General features: G+C 36.7%; 22 protein-coding genes. 15 read left to right on the top strand and 7 right to left on the bottom strand.

Annotated elements, in window-relative coordinates; translation table 11 throughout:
- The first annotated feature begins 70 nt into the window (after positions 1-70).
- Positions 71-745 carry a hypothetical protein gene (locus NY607_RS20890; protein ID WP_131521973.1) on the top strand — a complete coding sequence of 225 codons (675 nt, stop codon included), beginning with the start codon at positions 71-73 and terminating at the stop codon, positions 743-745.
- A gap of 56 nt (positions 746-801) precedes the next feature.
- Here NY607_RS20890 and NY607_RS20895 read toward each other — a convergent pair whose 3' ends face one another.
- Together NY607_RS20895 and NY607_RS20900 are read right to left on the bottom strand one after the other, a co-directional pair.
- Positions 802-2,496: a methyl-accepting chemotaxis protein gene (locus NY607_RS20895; protein WP_131521972.1), complete on the bottom strand. Its 1,695-nt coding sequence runs from the start codon at positions 2,494-2,496 to the stop codon at positions 802-804.
- Positions 2,497-2,758: 262 nt separating this feature from the next.
- Positions 2,759-3,754, bottom strand: coding sequence for a M23 family metallopeptidase (locus tag NY607_RS20900; RefSeq protein ID WP_131521971.1), 996 nt, complete (start codon positions 3,752-3,754; stop codon positions 2,759-2,761).
- A 212-nt stretch (positions 3,755-3,966) separates the two neighbouring features.
- Here NY607_RS20900 and NY607_RS20905 point away from each other — a divergent pair, with 212 nt between their 5' ends.
- The 3 genes from NY607_RS20905 to NY607_RS20915 all read left to right on the top strand — a co-directional run bounded on the left by NY607_RS20905 (position 3,967) and on the right by NY607_RS20915 (position 8,732).
- Positions 3,967-5,862 carry a PrkA family serine protein kinase gene (locus tag NY607_RS20905; protein ID WP_066038234.1) on the top strand — a complete coding sequence of 632 codons (1,896 nt, stop codon included), beginning with the start codon at positions 3,967-3,969 and terminating at the stop codon, positions 5,860-5,862.
- A gap of 264 nt (positions 5,863-6,126) precedes the next feature.
- Positions 6,127-7,284, top strand: coding sequence for a sporulation protein YhbH (gene yhbH, locus NY607_RS20910; RefSeq protein WP_131521970.1), 1,158 nt, complete (start codon positions 6,127-6,129; stop codon positions 7,282-7,284).
- Positions 7,285-7,328: 44 nt separating this feature from the next.
- Positions 7,329-8,732 (top strand): SpoVR family protein, encoded by a 1,404-nt coding sequence (locus NY607_RS20915; RefSeq protein WP_131521969.1) that lies wholly within the window; start codon positions 7,329-7,331, stop codon positions 8,730-8,732.
- A gap of 201 nt (positions 8,733-8,933) precedes the next feature.
- Here the strand turns inward: NY607_RS20915 and NY607_RS20920 are convergent, their stop codons facing one another.
- The gene (locus NY607_RS20920; protein WP_131521968.1) at positions 8,934-9,347 is read right to left on the bottom strand and encodes a hypothetical protein; all 414 of its coding nucleotides are present in this window, start codon (positions 9,345-9,347) and stop codon (positions 8,934-8,936) included.
- 196 nt (positions 9,348-9,543) lie between these two features.
- On the opposite strand from NY607_RS20920, the gene NY607_RS20925 reads away from it, so the two are divergent.
- Entirely contained in the window at positions 9,544-10,419 is an 876-nt protein-coding gene (locus NY607_RS20925; RefSeq protein WP_131521967.1) for a radical SAM/SPASM domain-containing protein, read from the top strand.
- A gap of 42 nt (positions 10,420-10,461) precedes the next feature.
- Here the strand turns inward: NY607_RS20925 and NY607_RS20930 are convergent, their stop codons facing one another.
- Positions 10,462-10,851, bottom strand: coding sequence for a helix-turn-helix domain-containing protein (locus NY607_RS20930; RefSeq protein ID WP_004225641.1), 390 nt, complete (start codon positions 10,849-10,851; stop codon positions 10,462-10,464).
- A gap of 211 nt (positions 10,852-11,062) precedes the next feature.
- On the opposite strand from NY607_RS20930, the gene NY607_RS20935 reads away from it, so the two are divergent.
- Positions 11,063-11,719: a restriction endonuclease subunit S domain-containing protein gene (locus NY607_RS20935; RefSeq protein WP_131521966.1), complete on the top strand. Its 657-nt coding sequence runs from the start codon at positions 11,063-11,065 to the stop codon at positions 11,717-11,719.
- Positions 11,720-11,763: 44 nt separating this feature from the next.
- On the opposite strand, the gene NY607_RS20940 is transcribed toward NY607_RS20935, so the two are convergent.
- Positions 11,764-13,437: a ribonuclease J gene (locus tag NY607_RS20940; protein ID WP_131521965.1), complete on the bottom strand. Its 1,674-nt coding sequence runs from the start codon at positions 13,435-13,437 to the stop codon at positions 11,764-11,766.
- 202 nt (positions 13,438-13,639) lie between these two features.
- Between NY607_RS20940 and NY607_RS20945 the strand changes: the two genes are divergently transcribed.
- A complete protein-coding gene (locus tag NY607_RS20945; protein ID WP_131521964.1) occupies positions 13,640-14,407 on the top strand; it encodes a DUF2935 domain-containing protein in 768 nt (255 codons plus the stop codon).
- Positions 14,408-14,446: 39 nt separating this feature from the next.
- Here the strand turns inward: NY607_RS20945 and NY607_RS20950 are convergent, their stop codons facing one another.
- On the bottom strand, positions 14,447-14,941 hold the full coding sequence (locus NY607_RS20950) for a L,D-transpeptidase family protein (protein WP_131521963.1): 495 nt from the start codon (positions 14,939-14,941) through the stop codon (positions 14,447-14,449).
- Positions 14,942-15,075: 134 nt separating this feature from the next.
- Here NY607_RS20950 and NY607_RS20955 point away from each other — a divergent pair, with 134 nt between their 5' ends.
- The 6 genes from NY607_RS20955 (at position 15,076) to NY607_RS20980 (ending at position 18,761) form a co-directional block, all read left to right on the top strand.
- Positions 15,076-15,309: a hypothetical protein gene (locus NY607_RS20955; RefSeq protein ID WP_016993469.1), complete on the top strand. Its 234-nt coding sequence runs from the start codon at positions 15,076-15,078 to the stop codon at positions 15,307-15,309.
- Between the two features lie 44 nt (positions 15,310-15,353).
- Positions 15,354-15,563: a hypothetical protein gene (locus tag NY607_RS20960; RefSeq protein WP_004225632.1), complete on the top strand. Its 210-nt coding sequence runs from the start codon at positions 15,354-15,356 to the stop codon at positions 15,561-15,563.
- A 12-nt stretch (positions 15,564-15,575) separates the two neighbouring features.
- Positions 15,576-15,773: a gamma-type small acid-soluble spore protein gene (locus NY607_RS20965; protein ID WP_131521962.1), complete on the top strand. Its 198-nt coding sequence runs from the start codon at positions 15,576-15,578 to the stop codon at positions 15,771-15,773.
- A 94-nt stretch (positions 15,774-15,867) separates the two neighbouring features.
- Positions 15,868-16,041, top strand: a complete 174-nt coding sequence (locus NY607_RS20970) for a cysteine-rich CWC family protein (protein WP_227744981.1) — start codon at positions 15,868-15,870, stop codon at positions 16,039-16,041.
- A 102-nt stretch (positions 16,042-16,143) separates the two neighbouring features.
- Positions 16,144-16,728 (top strand): DUF305 domain-containing protein, encoded by a 585-nt coding sequence (locus NY607_RS20975; RefSeq protein WP_004225628.1) that lies wholly within the window; start codon positions 16,144-16,146, stop codon positions 16,726-16,728.
- A gap of 281 nt (positions 16,729-17,009) precedes the next feature.
- Complete coding sequence (locus NY607_RS20980) at positions 17,010-18,761, top strand: methyl-accepting chemotaxis protein (protein ID WP_237898734.1); 1,752 nt, start codon at positions 17,010-17,012, stop codon at positions 18,759-18,761.
- A gap of 40 nt (positions 18,762-18,801) precedes the next feature.
- Here NY607_RS20980 and NY607_RS20985 read toward each other — a convergent pair whose 3' ends face one another.
- Positions 18,802-19,395, bottom strand: a complete 594-nt coding sequence (locus NY607_RS20985; RefSeq protein WP_131521959.1) for a metallophosphoesterase family protein — start codon at positions 19,393-19,395, stop codon at positions 18,802-18,804.
- A 244-nt stretch (positions 19,396-19,639) separates the two neighbouring features.
- Here NY607_RS20985 and NY607_RS20990 point away from each other — a divergent pair, with 244 nt between their 5' ends.
- Positions 19,640-21,136 (top strand): class I adenylate-forming enzyme family protein, encoded by a 1,497-nt coding sequence (locus NY607_RS20990; protein WP_131521958.1) that lies wholly within the window; start codon positions 19,640-19,642, stop codon positions 21,134-21,136.
- Positions 21,137-21,346: 210 nt separating this feature from the next.
- Entirely contained in the window at positions 21,347-22,336 is a 990-nt protein-coding gene (locus NY607_RS20995) for a C39 family peptidase (RefSeq protein WP_131521957.1), read from the top strand.
- Positions 22,337-22,372: the final 36 nt, after the last annotated feature.

Consider the following 22,372-nt stretch of genomic DNA (forward strand, 5'->3'; position numbering starts at 1 on the left):
ATCAAGAATACTATTGCTAGTACATCATCTGAATTTTTCTAGTGATTATCTTGATAAAGGCGGGAATTGAATGAAAAATATTTTCTTCATTTTATTAGGGATTGTCTATCTTTATCTAGCAAATGCTATTGAATTAGTCATTATTAAGCAACTATTTTTTTTAATTGGGCTCGCTTTAGTCGGTCTAGGGAGTATCCGTTATTTAAAAGAGCGTTATATGGCCATACAAACTTTGACAGCCATGACGGAAGCTAGTGAGGAGGAGATAATGGCTATTCCTCATACACAATGTACAGTTTCCCATGATGCTTTAAATGCTTTACTGTTAAATGAACAGACAAACATGCTTATTTTCGCCCGAAGAGAAGCTTTAGACGAAGAACTAAAAATTATAGAGGTTCCATTTAACAGAATATATGAGGTGGCCATCATGGAAGATGAAGTATTTACGGTTCGAACAAAGAATCATCTAATGAGTGGTTCCTTACTTGCTGAAGCAGATGAAATAGAAGAAGAGGAGGTAGAAGAAGATACAATTTCACAGCTATCGCTAAAGTTAGTTGTAGATCATTTATCAGAGCCTATTCAAGAATATATGTTCATGGATAATAGTGAAGATCCCATATCAAAAGAGGAGGATGACTATAAAGAAGCCATAGAGCTTTGTGAGAAATGGTTTCAAAAGATAAGTGTTATTATTAAACGTCATGAACTGGAACGAGTGCCAATAAGTCATTGGCAATAAGAGAGAAGGCTATCTCAAAATAGAAAAATTTGAGATAGCCATTGTTGTTTAGATGATTAAATTTTAAATTGCTGTAGCTGTGTATTTAATTCTTCGGCCATTCCAGCAAGCTGATTTGCACTTCTAGCGATTTCATCCATTGTAGCGGCGGTTTCCTCAACAGTTGCTGTTGTTTGCTCAACGCCAGCTGCGGATTCCTGTGAAATGGAGGCCATATCATCAATAGAAGCATTAATGGTTTCCGAATTTTGAGCCAGCTGATTTAAATTCGTTGAAATCGTTGAAATATTATCAATCATATCCCCAACAGCATCAGAAATTTTTTCAAATGTTTTATTTGTTTCATCGAGCTGAGTGGTTCCTCTTTTTACTTCCTCATAGCCAGTCTGAAGGGCAGATGTTACAGTGCCAGTTTCACCTTGAATACGCTGGACAATTGTTGCAATATCCGTGACAGAGAACTGTACTTGCTCAGCAAGCTTTCGGACTTCATCTGCCACAACAGCAAAGCCCTTGCCATGCTCACCTGCTCGTGCTGCTTCGATGGCTGCATTTAAGGCAAGTAAATTTGTTTGGTTTGAAATATCATCGATAACGGACACAAGCTTGGATATTTCAGCAGACTGTTCATTTAAATTTTCCACCTTTTTCACAGAGTCTAATACAATTTCATTTATTGTAGCCATTTGTTTGGTAGATTGAACCATTAAACTTTTCCCTGAAACCGTTAATTGTTGAACATGACTAGAATGTTCGCTTAATTCAATGCCCTCCTGTGTAGTTTCATGAATGCTACGCTTAAATGCTGTCATTGTTTCTGCCAAATCACCTGTGGTAGAAGCTTGTGTTTCTGTACCCGATGCAAGCTCTTGCATGGTTACTGTAATTTGCTCAGTACCTGCTTGTACCTCATTCGATGATTGAGCAAGTTCTTCACTACTAGCTGCTACTGTTTCAGAAACCGTGTAGATAGACTGGATCGTTTGTTTTAATTTTTCGTTCATGTCATTGGCTGCTACCATTAACGTTCCAATTTCATCTCGTGTTTTTACAGGTAGAGGCTCTAGTTGTAAATTTCCATCTGCTAATTCTTTCATTCGGTCGGCTACGACTGTAACAGGTTTAGAAATGGTACTTGCTGTGATAATAGCAATAAGAATACCCGCTATAGTTAGAATCAAGCTAAAGGCGATACCAATTGTTCGATTCTCAGAGCTAGTTGATACGACATCGTTACCGACATCTGTAATGGCTTTAGCGCGTTCATCTGCCAGTTTTTCGTAACCATATCGCACTTTCGTTACGAGTTCATGTGTATCCATTAAATTTTCTAAAGCTAATTCTTTATTGCCCTTTTGGTAGATATCAAATACCTCTGTATTGACAAGGGTACTCCAATCTCGGGCAATTGCTACAAGTTGATCGCGTTCATCTGATTTTTCATATTTGTCTAGAATAGCGTTATTTTCCTCAGCCATTTTGCGATACTCATTAAATGATTCTTTGTATTTTTCGTCACCTGTCAACACATAATTTAACGCTGCAGATAGGCGGACACTCATAGAGAGTGCTAAATTTTTACTTGCATCTAAAACAACTAAATCTTCTTTCACTAAATCTTTTGCTTGTTTTTCCATATTTGTATTGGAATTGTAAGTGTAGGTTGTAAAGCTAACTACTAAAACTAACAAAAGAATAAATGCACTTAAAATTCGAGTTTTAAGTGTTTTAAACTTGATAATGCCTTTCATTTTCCCATCCCTTTACTATCTCATTGAGAAATTTTTTCAACACAAGTATTATTTTATAACTAATTATGCGTATTAATAAGCCTTTCGGTAGAAATATTTAAAAATAGTTTCTTAGTACAATGATATAATTATTTTCCTTTTATTAATAGTTAAATATATATAGATGTCTAACGACTGATTTATATATTTATGTAGAATTTCCTATGTAGAAAGAAAATGCACCTGAAGCAACATGCTTCAAGTGCCATAAGTAAAGGATTCTCTATTGTTTTTGACTTTTCGCCTTGCGCTCCCACTGTAGAAGGGAAGGATAAGGGTCAAAAGCCCATTCGGTTCTTCCATTAAATTTATAAATACCATAATGAAGATGTGGAGGGAATTTGCCAGATGTACCTTCTTTTCCATATCCAGAGCTTCCAACATAGCCAAGAACAGTACCAGGTTTTACAATTGTACCTACTTCAATTTCCTTATGATAGCTACCAAGGTGGGCATAATAGTGGTAGGAATTATGATTGTCCCGAATACCAATACGCCAGCCACCAAATTGATTCCATCCTTTAACCTCCACTATTCCATAAGAGGTAGATAATACAGGCGTTCCATAGCTGGCAAAAATATCAGTTCCCTCATGAATACGGCGTCCACCCCAACCACGATTGGCGCCCCAAGTGCCCCTGTAACTGTAATCAGAGCGGATATTTAGCGGGAAGGTATGTGCATCAAGTTCTATAGTTTTAAAATGTCTGTACAATGTGGAGATGGTAAATATTTGATTGACTGCTTCTTCGCTTCCGTAATATTCCCATAATGCTAATTTAAAATCCTCATCTGTTGTTCCGAATTTCCCTAAATAACTAGCCATCGAAAAAATGACATCCTCATCATCCTTTGGACTAGCGATTCCATCATGATTACCGTCAAGGCCCATTCCTCCGAAATAGCTAATTGTCTCAGGAGAAGTGTCTTCCTTTACAGGATTTAATGCGCCTGACCAGTATTCATCAGAAAATTGAATAGCCAAATAGCCCTCTCGTTTAGGGATGTCTTTACGAACTGATTGTAGGTTTCTTTCATATTGATCGATAGCAGCTAAAAAATGCCATGGAATGAGTAATTCATCGAATTGTACATAATAGGACATACGCTGCTGTAAAATTTCTTCTTCTGTAAGATCCTCCTTTGCAAAAGAGACGGAAGGGTACAGCATAATCACTAAAAATAAACACGTGAAAAGAAATATAAAATGGCGATGCAATGATAGACCTCCTTTCTAACGTTAGAATAACCGAAATTTTTATCTTCATTCAGTAAGGTTCTATGTATGAAAACAGTTGATATCTCCGCTATTTTTTTGCAAAAAAAAATAGAAATAATAAGAAGAAACTTCATCAAAGAAAAAGTAATGGTATCATCATGCCATTAACTTCATACTATGTTATAAATCAAGCCCTGAATGGAGGGAAGGCTATTAACATTTTAGATAAAGTGAAAAACTATCGCGAAGAAGAAAACAGGCTGAAGTGGGAAGGGACATTTGCAGATTATTTAAACATCATTAGGGAAAGACCTGAAGTTGCTCAAACAGCCCATTCACGCGTCTACAATATGATAAAAAGTTCTGGTGTAGAGGAACGCGATGGGCAAAAAATGTACAAATTTTTCGGACAAGAAATTTTTGGGCTTGAAACAGCAATTGAAAGACTGGTGGAGGAATATTTCCATCCAGCAGCACGCAGGTTAGATGTTAGAAAACGTATTTTATTATTAATGGGACCAGTTAGTGGTGGTAAATCAACTATCGTTACCTTACTAAAACGCGGCTTAGAGCAATATTCGCGAACAGATGAAGGTGCAGTTTACGCAATTAAGGGATGTCCAATGCATGAAGATCCGCTCCATTTAATTCCACATCATTTGCGTAATGAGTTCTTTGAGGAATATGGGATTAGAATTGAAGGAAGTTTATCGCCTTTAAATACAATGCGTCTTGAAAAGGAATACGATGGACGCATTGAAAATGTAATGATTGAACGTATTACTTTTTCAGAAGATAAACGTGTGGGCATTGGGACATTTACTCCATCAGACCCTAAATCACAGGATATTGCAGATTTAACAGGAAGTATTGATTTTTCTACAATAGGTGAATTTGGCTCAGAGTCGGATCCTCGTGCTTACCGCTTTGATGGGGAGCTGAATAAGGCCAATAGAGGAATGATGGAATTCCAGGAGATGCTAAAACTAGATGAAAAATTCTTATGGAATTTATTATCGCTAACACAGGAAGGAAATTTCAAAGCAGGAAGATTTGCTTTAATTAGTGCAGATGAGTTAATCGTTGCCCATACAAATGAAACAGAGTATCGTTCATTTATTTCGAACAAAAAGAATGAGGCATTACATTCTCGAATTATCGTTATGCCAATTCCCTACAACCTCAAAGTTAGTCAGGAAGAGCATATTTATGAAAAGATGATAAAAGAGAGCGATATGTCCCATGTCCATATTGCACCGCATGCTTTAAAGGCCGCAGCAATCTTTTCGGTTCTTACTCGATTGGAAGTTCCGAAAAAACAAGGTGTGGATCTAATTAAAAAAATGCGCTTGTACGACGGAGAAAATGTGGAGGGATTTAATTCCGTTGACTTAGAGGAGCTGAAGAAAGAGTTCCCGAATGAAGGCATGAACGGTATTGATCCACGCTATATTATTAACCGTATTTCTTCCGCTATTATCCGCAAAGAGATACCATCTATAAATGCCTTAGACGTTTTACGAGCATTGAAGGATGGGCTAGATCAGCATGCATCTATTTCTCAAGAGGATCGTGAAAAATACATGAATTATATTGCGGTTGCTCGTAGAGAATATGATGAAATTGCTAAAAACGAAGTACAAAAGGCTTTTGTGTACTCCTATGAGGAATCGGCAAAAACATTGATGAACAACTACCTCGATAATGTAGAGGCATTTTGTAATAAAAATAAAATTTATGATCCACTTACTGGGGAAGAAATGAACCCAGATGAAAAATTAATGCGCTCGATTGAGGAGCAAATTGGCATTTCAGAAAATGCTAAAAAGGCATTCCGTGAAGAGATTCTCATTCGAATTTCAGCCTATGCACGAAAAGGTAAACGTTTTGATTACAATTCTCATGAAAGATTGCGAGAAGCCATTCAGAAGAAATTATTTGCAGATTTGAAAGATGTCGTGAAAATTACTACTTCTTCTAAGATGCCAGATGAATCGCAGCTGAAGAAGATTAATGAGGTTGTGGCAAGGCTTGTTGATGAACATGGCTATAATACAACATCAGCAAATGAGTTGTTACAGTATGTAGGAAGTTTGCTCAATCGATAACTTGATGTTCATTGTTCCAAGTCAGATAGGAGTGTCCCATTTTTAGGGCACTCCTTTTATTATCAGGAGGAGAGATTTATCAACAAAAAGCCCCAGAGGATGTCCGAGACTTTGAAGAGAAACTTTCGAGCATAATCGGAAAAAATCTGGACGCATTGAGGCGTGATTGATAGATTTACAATTGATTTTATGAAAAAAGTTCAAAAATTTGGCTCTCAAGCATAGTATAGAAAAAGCGAATTTGATAGATGGGTGAGGATAAAAATGACTGAACACAAAAATAAACGCTTTGTCATTTCTCAGGAAAATTGGTCCCTCCATCGTAAAGGGCACCAAGACCAACAACGCCATATGGAAAAAGTGAAAGATGCAATTAAAAATAATTTACCTGATTTAGTTAGCGAAGAAAGTATTGTGATGTCCAATGGTCGCGAGGTTATTAAGATACCAATTCGGTCACTTGATGAATATAAAATTCGATATAACTATGATAACTCTAAGCATGTAGGGCAGGGACAAGGGGATAGTAGTGTTGGAGATGTAGTAGCGCGCGATGGCAGTAAGGCCAATCAGGCTCCCGGTAAAGGTAAAGAAGCAGGTGACAAGCCTGGCCAAGATTATTATGAAGCGGAAGTCAGTATTGAGGAAATTCAAAATGTTTTATTTCATGAACTAGAGTTACCTAATTTACAGCAAAAAGAAAAGGCAGATATTAAAACAGAAAAAATAGAGTTTAATGATATTCGAAAAAAAGGACTCATGGGTAATGTCGATAAAAAGCGTACCATTTTGAATGCATTAAAGCGCAATGCGATGCATGGGAAAGCAGAAATAACGCCAATCCACAATGACGATTTACGTTTTAAAACATGGGATGAAGTGGAGAAACCAGAATCCAAAGCCGTAGTGCTCGCCATGATGGATACAAGTGGCTCAATGGGAGCATTTGAAAAATATTGTGCGAGAAGCTTCTTCTTTTGGATGACGAAGTTTTTACGGTCAAAATATGAAACAGTAGAAATTGAATTTATTGCTCATCATACTGAGGCAAAGGTTGTCACAGAAGAGGAGTTTTTTACAAAGGGCGAAAGTGGTGGAACCATTTGTTCTTCAGCTTATAAAAAGGCATTGGAATTAATTCAGGATAAATATCATCCGTCTCGCTACAATATTTATCCTGTCCATTTTTCAGATGGTGAAAATATATCGATGGACAATGAAAAGTGCTTGAAGCTAGTAGGAGAGTTAATGGATGTATCCAGCATGTTTGGCTATGGTGAGGTGAATCAGCATAACCGATTCTCAACGCTTATGTATACGTATAAAAAAATTGATGATCCTAAATTCAGATACCATATTTTGAGAAAAAAAGGCGATGTGTATGACGCTTTAAAGAGCTTTTTCAAGAAAAGTGAAGAGTAACATGGAAGTATCCTCAGCACCACGTTCAAAGGAGGGGGCGTAAAATGGACACAAAAGAGCTTCATCGTGCAATAGATGAAATTACCGAAATTGCCTCAAGCTTTGGCTTAGATTTTTATCCAATGCGTTATGAAATTTGTCCAGCAGATATTATTTATACATTTGGCGCCTACGGTATGCCCACGCGCTTTTCCCATTGGAGCTTTGGCAAACAATTTCATAAAATGAAGCTTCAATATGATTTAGGACTTAGTCAGATTTATGAGCTTGTCATTAATTCAAATCCTTGCTATGCATTTTTACTGGATACCAATACTTTAACCCAAAATAAATTGATTATTGCCCATGTTCTAGCACACTGCGATTTCTTCAAAAATAATATACGTTTTTCTAATACAAGAAGAGATATGGTAGAAAGTATGACCGCAACTGCGGAGCGAATAGCTGGCTATGAGAGAGAGTATGGCAAGGATGAGGTGGAGCAGTTTTTAGATGCTGTTTTAGCTATTCAAGAACATATTGATCCATCAATTTTAAGACCGAAGCTATCCTGGAGTGAAGAGGATGAGCTTGAGGAGGAAAAACCACCAACAAAATCACCGTATGATGATTTATGGAGTATAGAAGAAAAAGAAAAAGTTTATAAACCAATTCGACGCAGATTAAAGCAATTTCCTCCTCAGCCAGAAAAAGATCTGTTGTTATTCTTAGAGGAACATAGCCGTGAATTGGAAGACTGGCAACGAGATATATTAACAATGATGCGAGAGGAAATGCTTTATTTTTGGCCTCAATTAGAAACTAAAATAATGAACGAGGGCTGGGCCTCCTTCTGGCATCAACGAATCATGCGGGAGCTAAAGTTAACTACTGCTGAAACTATCGAATATGCCAAATTAAATGCGGGGGTTGTGCAGCCCTCCAAAACATCGATTAATCCATATTATCTTGGGATTAAAATTTTCGAGGATATTGAAAATCGCTATAATAATCCTACTGAGGAAATGAAACGGTTAGGTGTTTTGCCAAATACGGGACGTGAAAAGATTTTTGAGGTAAGAGAGGTAGAATCAGATATTTCCTTTATTCGAAACTATTTAACAAAGGATTTAGCGAAGCGTGAAGATTTGTACTTGTTCCAAAAGAAAGGGAATGAATACCGTATAACGGATAAGGATCACGAGATGGTTCGCGATCAACTCGTATCCATGCGTGTAAACGGCGGCTTCCCATATATTGTGGTGAAAAATGGTGATTATTTGCGGAATGGCGAGCTATATTTAGTTCATGGCTATGAAGGGATGGAGTTAGATCCACACTATTTAGAAAATGTATTACCTTATATTTACCAGCTATGGGGACGTCCTGTTCATTTAGAAACCTATGTGGATAAAAAGCCGATGCTCTATTCATATGACGGCACAAAAAATTATAAACGCAATGTATAATAAAAAAACTTCTATCTGTTGAGGGTACCATCAAGCAGATAGAAGTTTTTTCATCGCATTGAAAAACAAAACCATTAATAGTAGTTTTTAGAAAAGGTCAACAATCGGTTGCAAGCTACTAGCTTTCCTGTGGCAGAGCACAGAGCCTGTTCTTGCCAAAAGGACTTTTTTTGCGACTGATATGATCTTTTTGAAACCAATCTACTCGCCTTCTTCAGTTAATACATCAGTCTCTTCATTACTTTCACTATGGTTAGAGGATGAATGAATATCACTATCAATGACAAGACTATCTCGTACTTTAATGCCTTGTTGCCCACCAGCCTCGTCATTATGATTACCAGCAATACCGCTTCTTCCATTACCGTCAGCAAACTGTGAATTGACGTTGCGTGTATGACTACCGTTACTAGCGTTTTGTCCACCTTGGTTGGCATTTGTGCCTACATCATGATTGATTTGGCCTCCGCCTTCTGCACGCTGCTCAAAGTGAAAATCAGTATTTCCTATATTGAATGTAAAATTTATTGTTATATGATTTTTCCCTTGCTTGTTAGAGGATTCCTGCTCAGGTTCGTCAGGTCCATAAAATTTTTTAGAATTAAAACTAGACATCGTTTTTCCTCCCTTCCATTCCTATTACTATTAAGATATTAGCGCTTCTTGAACCCACCTGTACGTGTAGCCATGTTACCTAGAGAAAAGGTAGGAGTGGCCAGAGGGAAGCTCAACGATTTTTGCTATCTATCCAATAAATTTGTTAAAATGAATGAGATTTGATTATTTAGTGAATGGGAACGGAGAAGCAACATTGAGAACATTTAAAAAGGTTTATATAGAAATTACAAGCGTTTGTAATTTAGCATGCAGTTTTTGTCCACCTACAGCGCGTGCAAAGGGGCTTATTAAAGTCGAACAATTTAATAAAATATTAGATGAAATTCGTCCACATACAAAATATATTTATTTGCATGTGAAAGGAGAGCCATTACTACATCCAAGAATTGATCAGCTATTAGATGCTGCCCATGCAAAAGGATTCAAAGTCAATATTACAACGAATGGTACGCTAATCAAAAAGAATCGCGAGAAAATATTAGGAAAGCCAGCATTACGTCAAATTAATTTCTCGTTGCATAGCTTTGATGGGCATGAAGGCTCCGAAAATCGTGAAAAATATTTAGGAGATATTTTGGATTTTGTGCGAGATTCTAGGGAATACAATACGATTATTTCCTATCGTTTATGGAATCTACAACAGGATCATGTTTCAGATGTTGCAGCTCGTCGCAACCGCGAGACTTTAGAAATATTAGAAAATGAGTATCATCTTGATTATCGTATAGAAGAAAAAGTAGAACCTGGTAAAGGGGTAAAAATTGCCCCGCATGTGTATTTAAATCAAGATCATGAGTTTAGATGGCCAAGTCTCCTAGAGCCAGAGGATGAAGGCAAGGGCTTTTGTCATGCTCTGCGTAGTCAAGCAGCTATATTGGTGGATGGTACCGTTGTACCTTGCTGTTTGGATGGTGAAGGTGTCATTAATTTAGGGAATGTACATGAAAAATCCTTCTCCGACATTGTAGAAGGAGAGCGTGCCAATAAGATTGTTGAAGGCTTCTCAAGAAGAGAAGCTGTGGAAGAACTATGTAGAAAATGCGGCTATCGTCAAAAGTTTGGTATGTAGCTTCTAAAAAGTTACGTTGAAATAAAGAAGCAGCTCCAATGGTCATTGACCGTTAGAGCTGTTTTTCTTTGATTGAGAATCAATCGTATCTAAAAAATCCTTCGTTATACGAACTACATATTTTACCTCGTCTAAATTTCGTTCTCTTAATAATGAGCGATGAATGTCTAGCATGAGGTTTTTCTCCTCAATATCAGTAACGCCAGATAATTTTTGAAAATTAAATAGCTCCTCAGGGGTAATGTCTAATGCCTTCATGATTGTTTCCAAAGTACTTAAGGTAATATTAGATTGTCCATGCTCAATATTGGAAACTCTTCCTTTACTGAAACCCAACTTCCCTGTTCTTTCAGCCACTTCTTCTTGGCTAAGTCCTTTAGATAATCGAATAATCCGAAGTTGTTCACCTACTAGCTTTAAAAAATCTGACATATGATTCACCTCTATGTTAAAAGCTAGTGAAAAACAATGGAAATGACTATACTATTATAGTGGTATAATAGAGAAAAAGTTTCATTAAAATGGTACAATCTTTAGAGTAATACTTTTATCCAGACAAATGACCTAAATAAATAACTAGGCATGCGTTAATGAAGATTGAATTCAGGGTATTAATTGGGACAGAGGATTGGAGGGTTCATACATGGTGAAGCAGTTTTTTTTAGAAGAAATAGCAAAAGTCCAAATTGGTCATTTAATTGTGAACGATCAATATTTTACTAGGGAAGGTACTCCTTTTATCACCAAAGCAACACTCTTGAAATTAATGGTAGATGATGATGCTAGTCAAGTGCCAAAGATTGATCACACGGTTGATTCATTAAATTTGTCACTAGTACCTGCAAAAAGCATTCTTCTCAACAAATTAAATGTAAAGGAAACCATTATTTATCAATGTAAAAAAGCTGTGTGCATCGGTCATGATATCATTGCCATTATTCCAAATGAATCCATTGTTGTTAGTGACTATTTATTTCACTTTTTTAAATGGTATCAATTAAATAAAGAGAAGCGTCATATCCTTCGTTTAATAATTGAATTACCTCCTCTTGATATACAGCATAGAGCAGCTCAACTATTAAACGCTATTCAACATCTATTAATGAATAAAGATTCTTTAGTCACAGCGGTAGAAAAACTTCCACAGTATTTCGATAATGTGTCAAAACAAGTAAATCAGCATTCAAAAAACTTACATCATAGCTTTGACCAGCTCCAATCTTTATATGCGGATATGTTACATAAGATTTATAATGGAGATTTCTTAAATGATTCCTCCTTTCAAATGCTGAGCAATTAACATAAGTCGGTGCAAATGGATTGAGCAATCCTTGCACCGACTTGTTAAATTTCAATAATAATTGGTAAAATCATGGGCTTACGTTTTGTTTGGGTAAATAAATATTGTCCAACAGCTCTTTTAATTTCTCGGCGAAGGACATGTATTTGCTGTCTGCCCTCTTCTTGAAGCTCATTGACGATTTCTTTGGAAAGCACATTGACTTTAGTTAACAGTGCCTCGAAATCTTTAGCATAAACAAAACCACGTGAAATGGTATCGGGTTCTGAAATAAAACCACCGTCAGCTTTATTGAGTGTCAATACAATAACAAGCATTCCATCTTCTGAAAGTTGCTTGCGATCACGGAGGACAATTCCTTCGACCTCACCAATGCCAATCCCATCTACATAGGTATCCCCAGCTGGAATTTTCCGTGTTTGCCTTGCCTTTGAATCTTCAATATCAACAACATCCCCATTTTTCATAATAAATGTATGTCCCTTTTGAACGCCAATAGATTCTGCTAATAAACGATGTTGATGTAACATACGGTACTCACCATGAATAGGGATGAAGAATTTAGGCTTCATAAACGTCAGCATAAGTTTCAAGTCCTCTTGATGACCATGTCCTGATACATGCATACCTGTATGACTGGAAGAACCATAAATAACCTTAGCACCAAGCTGAAACAAATTGTCCACAATGCGAGAAACGCCCTTTTCATTACCAGGGATTGGTGAAGCGGCAAGAATGACTGTATCGTCTGGTAAAACTTTAATTTCACGATGATTACCATTTGCTATTCTTGCAAGTGCAGCTAGAGGCTCGCCTTGGCTACCTGTGCAGAGGACCACCACCTCTTCTGGTGGGAGGTATTTGACCTCTCGTGCATCAATTAACAGATCTTCTGGTACAAATAAATAACCTCGTTCAATTGCAACATCAACGACATTGACCATGCTACGCCCTACTAAAGCTAGCTTCCTATTGGTGGCAATTGCTGCATGTACGATTTGTTGAATACGATTAACATTTGAAGCAAAGGTAGAGATGATTACTTTTCGCTCAGCATGTAAAAAGGCTTCCTCAATATGATGCCCTACAAGTTGCTCTGAAGGTGTCAAACCTGGTCTTTCTGCATTTGTACTTTCCGAGATAAGAACTAGCACACCATTTGAACCGATTTCAGCCATTTTATGAATATCAGCAAATTGGTTGTTAACAGGCGTTAGGTCAAATTTAAAATCTCCAGTATGGACAACGTTTCCTTCTGGTGTGGCTAAAACGATTCCTAAACAATCGGGTATACTATGATTGGTTCTAAAGAAACTAACATCGATTTGTCCTAAATGTAGAGCTGAGTCTGCATGAATTTCAATTAAATCGGTTCCTCTTAAAAGTTTATGTTCCTTCAGCTTTAATTCAATAAGTCCAAGCGTGAATCGGGTAGCATACACAGGGACATTTAATTTTTTTAGTAAGTAAGGAATACCACCAATATGATCCTCATGACCATGCGTGACAATTAATGCCTTAATTTTCTCCTTATTATCAAGTAAATACGTAATATCTGGAATGATTAAATCAATTCCAAGCAGTGTTTCATCAGGAAATTTTGCTCCGCAATCAATAATAATTATGTCATCTGCATATTGTACTACATACATATTTTTACCAATTTCATTTATCCCACCTAGGGCGAATATGGATAATAGCTGTTTACTTGTTGACAACGTATTCCCTCCTATAGTTTTAAATAAAGCCTTCTAAATGCTTTTGCCATAGGTAGTATAGCTTTTAGCATTTCATCCTATACGAAATATACGACTAATTGTATAACGCAAAGAATAGAATGGAGAGACAACAAAATCAAAGACAGCTCCGAGTAAATTTTTTAGTTATTTCTCTAAAATCAAGTTAAGAGGAGGTAAACCTTTGTCTAATTTTGTGCAACATGCTATTTTTGAGCATAGATTTTGGCTAGAAATTATGCAAAATCATGCTCAATTTATTCATGACGCTCTCTATTCCTCAGAAAAGGATGCTATTCAAAATGCCCATACGTATATTTATCAATTCTCGCAGCTACTTGCGTATATACCTTCGCTCGATGATTCAAATGCTGTATCTTTTTCAGTGTCCGTGGACGACAATGTTGAGCAATTTAAACAATTCAAGCTTCATCTACTTAGACACCAACTATTGGGGGATATTGGGATTCATTTAACGCCTACGTTTGTCAACCATATGGTCAACGAATTAGAGGAATACCAAAATGTGCTGAATTACTTGAAAAAAGGAGAAGCACCACCGATTTTCCATGAACTTCATCATCATTTAGTTTGGCTTTTAGATGCCTCTGGACATGCAGGCATTATTAATGATGATTTAGATGGTGTTGAGAAGCGTTTGAAGCAAAAGAGTCATGAGTTTGCTCAACACTTTGAACAATTTTACTTAAAGGCCGTAGAATTAACAGGCTATTTACGTACGAATATCGATTCCTTTCCAGCTTTAAAACGATTTAATAAAGATGTTGAGCTAGAAATGACATTATTTAAAACATTCTTAAGAGAATTAGAAGAAATGGAGCTAAGTGCAGAGGTGCTAGGTACATTTACAGCTCCGATGGCGGATCATATGTGGCGTGAAGAGCAATACTATTTAACAAAGCTTGCACAGGCTAGAGAACAAGATAATTAAATCTAAAGGCTATCTAAACTGACTAGATAGCCTTTTTAGTTAGGGATGAATCACTACCTCTGTACCTATTGGCACAATACTGGCTAGCTCTTCAACATCTCGATTTTGCATGCGGATACACCCATGTGAAACAGCATGCCCAATCGAGCTAGGATCATTTGTGCCATGAATTCCGTAATGTTCTTTAGAAAGACTCATCCACATCGTGCCAAAAGGACCGCCAGGGTTTGGCGCTTTATTGATGATAATAAAACTACCTACAGGTGTTTCGTGAAGCATGCGTCCGACTGCAATTGGGTATTGTTTTTGAAGGATATTGTTTTTATATAAACGGAGCCAGCGATTATTGGTGGATATCTCGATACGATAAGGAATTGCTTCAGGGTCGGGCAAGCCGGGGATGATAATTTGTTGACCCATGAAAAGATGGTCAGGCTGAATTCCTGGATTAGCAGCGATAATGGATGCCAAAGGTGTACGGTAATCTTGAGAAATTTGAGCAAGGGTTTCACCAGCTTTGACAGTATGAATCAATTATTATTCACTCCAATGCAAAGATTTATTGCTCTACTATATGCTTCAGATGTTTTAGGTAATGTTAGGAATGCAAAGTTTTTCAGTTTCTGGACAGAATAAACGGTGACATTGCAGGATTAAGGGGCATAAAGATGAAGGAATTTAAAATTACGTATTTTTTTGATGAGGTACATTATGTTCGAAGATTCATTTTTATTGAATCGCAACAAGAGGCAGAAAAATTAGTGAAAAATGAACGCGATCAATATATCTCCTTTACGGATAGTAGGGGAATATACCATGAACTGCACACAAAACATGTACGAGTTATTCAAATAGCTGAGTATCATCGAATAGATAAAAGTGCGAAAGAGAAAGACACATAATCTGTTCAGCATTACACACATTAAAGGTAAAGGAGTGTGACAGAATGGACATCGAAAAAATACCACATGAAAAGAAAATGTTCATGAATTTAAATAGTAAGGACAAGCCTGATATGGTTGAATCAGATACGATTAGTCTTTTCGATCTGCATGAGGATATGCAAACTGTAGATGCCATTCCAATAGAGGAACTCAATAAGCGTGTAAAAAGAGAAGGCGACGAATTAATTGAAATGCAGCCAGATGAATTATAGGAGGTAAAAATGATGAATCGTGAAAAAGACATCCAGTTTACATCTGCAGGTACAAATATTAACGAAGTGAAGCAAAAAAATGCAGATGCAGGATTATCCTATAATGAAGTGAAGGCCCTGTTAGCAAAAAGTGGTGGACGTGGAACGTCTATTTATAGCGACACTGACATTGAAGAAGTAAAACAAGATATACACAGGCATCAACAGTAAAAGTTTTGGGAGGAGCAAGGTATTGAGCGCTCTTCCCTTTTTATTTTACAATGGTGAAAAATAAAGGAGTTGTAAAAGCATGACAACTGGAGAAATGAAATGTCCATTATGCGGAGGCGAAAACCATTGTGGCGTGGCAAGAGGTGAAAAAGAGTGCTGGTGTATGACAGTTAGCATACCAGAAACCCTGTTAACTTCAGTTCAAAGAGAGCCAAATCTATGCATTTGTTCAACATGCATAGATACATATAAGAAAGAGCAAGTATAGTTTTCTACGATGATAAAGATTGGTAAAAATTGAGCAATTGGTACAATTGTCTATCGCACAACAACCTAGCAGGCATACATTACTCTGAAAGGAGTGTGTCTAATGGCTAAACCAATTGAACTCAGTAATGTGACAAAGGCATATTTAGAGGAATATCAGCGAATCCTCAAAAAAATGATGCAGGGTATGACCTATGTTACCATTACTTGTAGTATCTCAGAAAATTTTATTAAGCAAATCATCCCTCATCAAGTTGCAGCAATCCAAATGTCTGAAAATGTTTTACGTTATACAACGAATATACCTGTGCAAAATCTCGCATTAGAAATCATTCGCACACATACAGAAATGGTTGAGAGTCTTGAAGCGATACAAAATCGATGTTGTGTCGTACAAAATTCAGAGTATGAATTATACGAGTATATGTGTGCTTACAAAGAAATTACAGAAGCTATGTTCAATGCAATGTGTGCTCCACCAGTCTCTAATAGCATTAATATCAATTATCTTCGGGAAATGATCGTCCATCATCAGGGTGGTATACGACTGGCACAAAATGTGCTTAGATTCTGCATCTGTCAAGAGTTAATTCCAATCCTACGTTGCATGATTCAAACGCTGTGTGAGCAACTAGAAGCCATGGAAAAGCTACTGGATAGCTTACAAAATTGCGATTGTGAGTGCTAGCACTAACGAGAAGTTTATATGGGAAGAAGGCGCTAAATCAATTGGGATTTTAGCGCTTTTTCTGCGTAAAGACAGTGTTTAACTAAGAAAATAAGAAATTGTCAATAAAGTGGACGAAAAAATAATAAAGTGTAAAGAATTAAATGAGAATCTATTTTTGTCATTCTATTGTTGGTAAAATATATATGTTTTATTAGTTGAAGGTAATGAAGAGAAATCTATAATTGGCTTTAAAATATTGGTAATTATATTTTACTTGAATACAACTAGGAGTGGGAGCTATGTTCAAAAGGAAGAAGATTAATCAAAGTTATGATTATTTTTCGGCTACGAAAAATTCAGACATCGAAACAAATGAACGTTTTAAAGAAAAATTGGATTTCCTTGCTTTATCTAGAATTAGAAGAGAATCTGTAGGGTTTTTACGTAAAATTTACGAGAATAATCGACAGCATATACTCGATAATTTTTATGCTCGTCTACTGGAAATTCCAGAGTTTAATCATGTCATCAATACACATTCGACAGTAGAGCGTTTAAAAGGATTGTTTGATACACATTTTATTAGCTTATTTGATGATGAATTAGATTTAGATTATGTCTTTAAGCGTCGTAAAATTGCGTATGTTCATGCAAGAATTGGTGTACTACCGAATTGGATGATTTCTGCCTATACACTGATTAATCAATTAATCATTCCGCTTATTGTCAAAGAACTATCTCGTGATGAAGAAAAAATGCTGGATGTTTTATTGTCTTACGATAGCTTAGTAACAATTGATCAACAAATTATTTTAGAGACCTATATTGAAATTCAAGCAGGATCCGTAGTAAATGGATTAGGTGAAATAATTACTTATAATACACAGTTAGATACCATTAAGGAACTGATTGAATTTCAGGAGATTCAACAACAGGAAATTGTAGCAGCAGATCAATTAATGCATGAGTTAGACGAAAGTATTGAAGAAATTGCCACATCAGTTGGTGATATTTCAGAGCAAACAAAGTATGCCTTTAAAAAATTAAATCAGGATTTGGAATCATTACAACAAGTATCATCTATTTTACAGACAACCGATGAAGGCCATAAATCAATGCAGGAAGATATTAGGCGTTTAGTTGAACGTGTAAATAGTGTAGCGAAATTAATGGAATTAATTAAAAAAATAGCAGATCAAACAAATTTGCTGGCTTTAAATGCATCAATAGAGGCCGCTCGTGCTGGAGAAGCAGGAAAAGGTTTTGCGGTTGTTGCAGAGGAAGTTCGGAAACTTGCTGATGATACAAGTACATCTGTCAAATCTATACATACAGATATACAGGAGCTACTTCATATTACCCATAATATTAGTTCATTGACGACTCAATTTTCCCAAGATTTACATCAAGGTGTTACAGATACCTTATATATATCACAGACGCTAGCTGAGCTAAATAAAAACTTACAGCAGCAGGGGGCGCGCTTTGAGGAAATAGCTACAACAACAAAGGTTCAGGCACAATCTGCTACTACTATTTCTGAACGTAACCATACTATTACAGAAAGCATGCAAAAAAGTAAGGTAATCGTTTTTGATATGGGCTCTGCCATTTATAAGTTAAGTAAAATGATTGATGGATACCGATCCACAACAATTTCTAAAAACTTTATTATTAGCCAAGAGGATATTATTGAATTAGCTATTACCGACCATCTATTGTGGAGATGGAAAATCTACAATTTGCTACTAGGCTTTGAAACGATGACGGAGCAGGATGTAGGGTCTCCAAAAGAATCACGCCTTGGCGAGTGGTATTACGGCACAGGAAAGAAACTGTTAGGTGATGAGCGTGTCTACGCAGAGTTAGAACAACCATTTATTTACGTGCATGATATAGCAAAAAAAGCAGTGCGTGAATACAATGTAGGCAATAAAACGGGCGCTGAAAAATACCTAAAAGAAATTACGGATGAATCGTATGCTGTAATTGAAAAGTTAAAAGAGTTAAAGGAAATTTTATTGAGCGGGAAAAAGCAATATATTCATTAAAAATTGGAAAGCAAGCTAGTCTACATACTAGCTTGCTCTTTTATAGATTAATAGGTGGAACACACATAAATGTCACTGTACGCTTTTGGCTATCATAAAGACACCATTCACGGTGATTGATAACAGAGCCTACATTCACACCATATTGTTTGTCTTGTAACGCAATTGGTTGCCCGTAGCGAATACGAATCGGCAGCTTTTTTTGTTGATGATAAAGACCTGATTCGTGACTATGCCCAAAGAAAAATAATGGTTTTTGAAAGGATGGGAAAGTCGGTTGCCAGCTTACATTCCACTTAAATTGATGTCCGTGCATAAGCGTGGCTCCATCAATCTCTATTGTCTCAGGTAAAGCTTTAAAACGTTCAATGCCAGTGACCTGAGTAATACGTTCTTCTTGATTGCCTCGAATAGAGGGGAAGGTTAGCAGTTTTTCAAATTCACTTTCTACTATGGCCGCCTTTTGCAAAGGTAAGCCAGATATGGTTTGTGCCTTTTTCTTACTAACAGTGCATTCATATAAATCCCCTAACCCAATGATTTTTGCTTCCTCTGCTGTTTGTTGAATATGAGCTAGAACAGCTTTAGTGTCTTCTATATTAGAATGTAAATCTCCTAAAAGTGCATAAAGCATTTAAACCCGGCCTTTCCTAATAATAATGGTACAAGTATCATACACCCAATAGAAATTGCTAGAAAAGTAAAATGTCTAAGAATATTTCGTTACTTCAGCTACATATTTTGAATGTGTGGAAAAATTGCCAAGAAATACATTGCCTGATAAAATATAATCGTAATTTTCAGAATTTTAAGAATTTTAATAGTTTCCCATTCTTGTTTATTCAGTAATAATAAAATGAATGTATGGAGGGCTTATAATGACGAAGTTTATGACAGATATTCTTGAAGACTACGCAGGGCAGCAACCAAATGCAATTGCAACACTGTATGATGGAAAGGCATTAAGCTATCATGATTTTTACCAACGTGTAGAAAGATTTGCGGCTTACTTGCAGGAACAAGATTTTGAAAAAAATGATGTGATTGCCCTATATACGCTCAATTCAGATTTATTTTTAATCGCTTATTTAGGCGTCCAATTAGCTGGATTTATTGTAATGCCTATTAACACTAAATTAGCTGCTCCTGAGGTTGATTTTATTTTTAATCATTCACAAGCAAGGGGCTTAATTTTTGATGAAAGATTAACAGAGATATTAGAGGACGTCTCCTATTCATTCCAACATACAATCGGATTTCACGAAATGAAAAACATAATTGAATATGATAATCGTGTTAGAAAAATTGTGCAATTAGAGGCTGACGATACGGCAGTGGTCATGTATACATCAGGAACAACAGGTAAACCGAAAGGCGTCATGCTAACGCATCAGAATATCGTGGCTACAGCAGATATTTGGTCGTCTTCTATGAAAATGTCTAGCAAAGACAAAATGTTTATTTGTACGCCTTTGTTTCATTGTGCAGGTCTTCACGTATTTGCTATGCCTATGTTTTATCGTGGGGGAACAGTGGTCATTGAAGAAGCATTTTCACCAACTAAAACGTTAGCTCAAATTGTAGCGACTGAGGCAACAATTTTCTTTGGTGTTCCATCTATGTATACGATCATATTAAATACTCCAGGATTCAAGGAACATAGCTTTAATCATTTACGTTTATTATGTTACGGGGCTGCCCCGATGCCTTATGAGCTGGTAAAGCAAGTGAAAGAAGCATTTCCAAATGTAAAGGTTCAAAATCTTTATGGTCAAACTGAAAATTCACCTGCAGCTACCTCTCTGCTAGATACAGATGCATTGACGAAAATTGGCTCAGTGGGAAAACCATTAGCACAGACAGAGGTTTGTGTAGTTGATAGTGAAGGAAAGGTCGTACCAGCTGGAGAGGTGGGCGAAATTTGCGTAAGAGGGCCACAAGTAATGAAGGGCTATTTGCGCAATTCAGAGGAAACAGCAAGAGCGATTAGGGATGGCTGGCTGTACTCAGGCGATTTAGGTCGCTTTGATGAGGAAGGCTATTTATATATTGTAGATCGAAAAAAAGATATGATTATTCGTGGTGGAGAAAATATTTACCCAATCGAAATAGAAGAAGTTCTATATCAAATGCCAGAAATTTTAGAAGCTGCAGTGATTGGATTGCCACATGAAGTATATGGAGAAGTACCAAAAGCATTTGTGGTGTTAAAGGAGGGAAAGTCTCTTGATGAAAATTCGATACTATCCTATTGTCAAACACGACTTGCCAAATACAAAGTACCTTATGAAATTGAATTTTTAATAGAATTGCCACGAAATGCCTCTGGGAAGGTCCTAAAGCATACATTACGGCCGAAAGTGACAACGATTTAAGACAGTTCCATTATCCTTTGGCATAATTGCTATCCAGATTTTTGGGGTTTACGTCTTGGGTGTAACTCGCTATTAGTACAAAAAATAGTTACTAAATCAAGATAAAATAGGAACGGCTATGAAAGTATCGTATAATAGAGTCTACGACAAATTGAATAACAGAATGGCGAAGGGGCTGCTCTTCGCCTTAGAATAGGAGCGGAATTTGTCTTGTGGACGGGGTATAAACGCCTTTTACTTATTGGCATTTTGATTATTATGTTACTTTCAGGCTGTCAGCCATTTTCTCAGCAAGATGCTGAACAAAAAAATCAATTAACGGTTTTAACAGTAGAATTTAATAGCGGGGCACCTATTCCAAATCTCTTCCTTACGGTTACAGATGTACAAACAGGTGATGTAGTGGAAGAAGCGATTGGTTCAGAAGAGGGAGAGGCTATATTTTCGAAGCTAAAGGCAGGGAGAGAATATGCAATTGCGGCAACAACACTTGAAAATAGTACGACAAATAATGGGTATACAACAATCGAGAATTTCACTTACGATACAACAAAGCCCTATTATCGATTACAAACACACTTTTTAAGAGACGATCAGGAGTTAGATGTCCCTGTTGTCATGCAAAACCCTGAGCTGCCACATGGCTGTGAAATTACTTCACTTACAGCCGTATTAAATTATTTTGGGATGAATGTGTCAAAACTCGAAATGACTGACAAATACTTACCAAAGCAAGAAATACGAACAGTAGGCAATCAACGTTTTGGACCAAATCCCAATGAAGCTTTTGCAGGTAATCCTCGTGATAAAGCTCGTGGCATGTATGTTTTTGCTGCTCCAATTGTCAAAGCGGCTGAGGCAGTTATTACCGATAAACAAGCTAACCTACATGTCAAAAATATGAGTAACGCCTCGCAGGATGATATTTTACAGCTTGTGCGTGAAGGTATTCCTGTTGTGACATGGGTAACGCTAGATTTATCAAAGCCTAAACGAAAAGCAGAAAGAGGCTGGATTTATACAGGGGAAACGACTCCGCATGATGCTTTTATGAACTTACATGCAGTCGTCTTAACTGGACATTTAGGTGATAAGGTAGTCGTAATGGATCCTTTAAAAGGGTATGTTACTTACAATGTCGATCAATTTTTCAAAAGTTATCAGGAATTAGGCAAACAAGCTGTAGCTGTTCATAAATAAGCTATAAATCATTAGTATGTTACACTAATAAAAAAG

Source organism: Lysinibacillus sp. A4, from assembly GCF_024919535.1.
Lineage (GTDB): Bacteria > Bacillota > Bacilli > Bacillales_A > Planococcaceae > Lysinibacillus > Lysinibacillus capsici.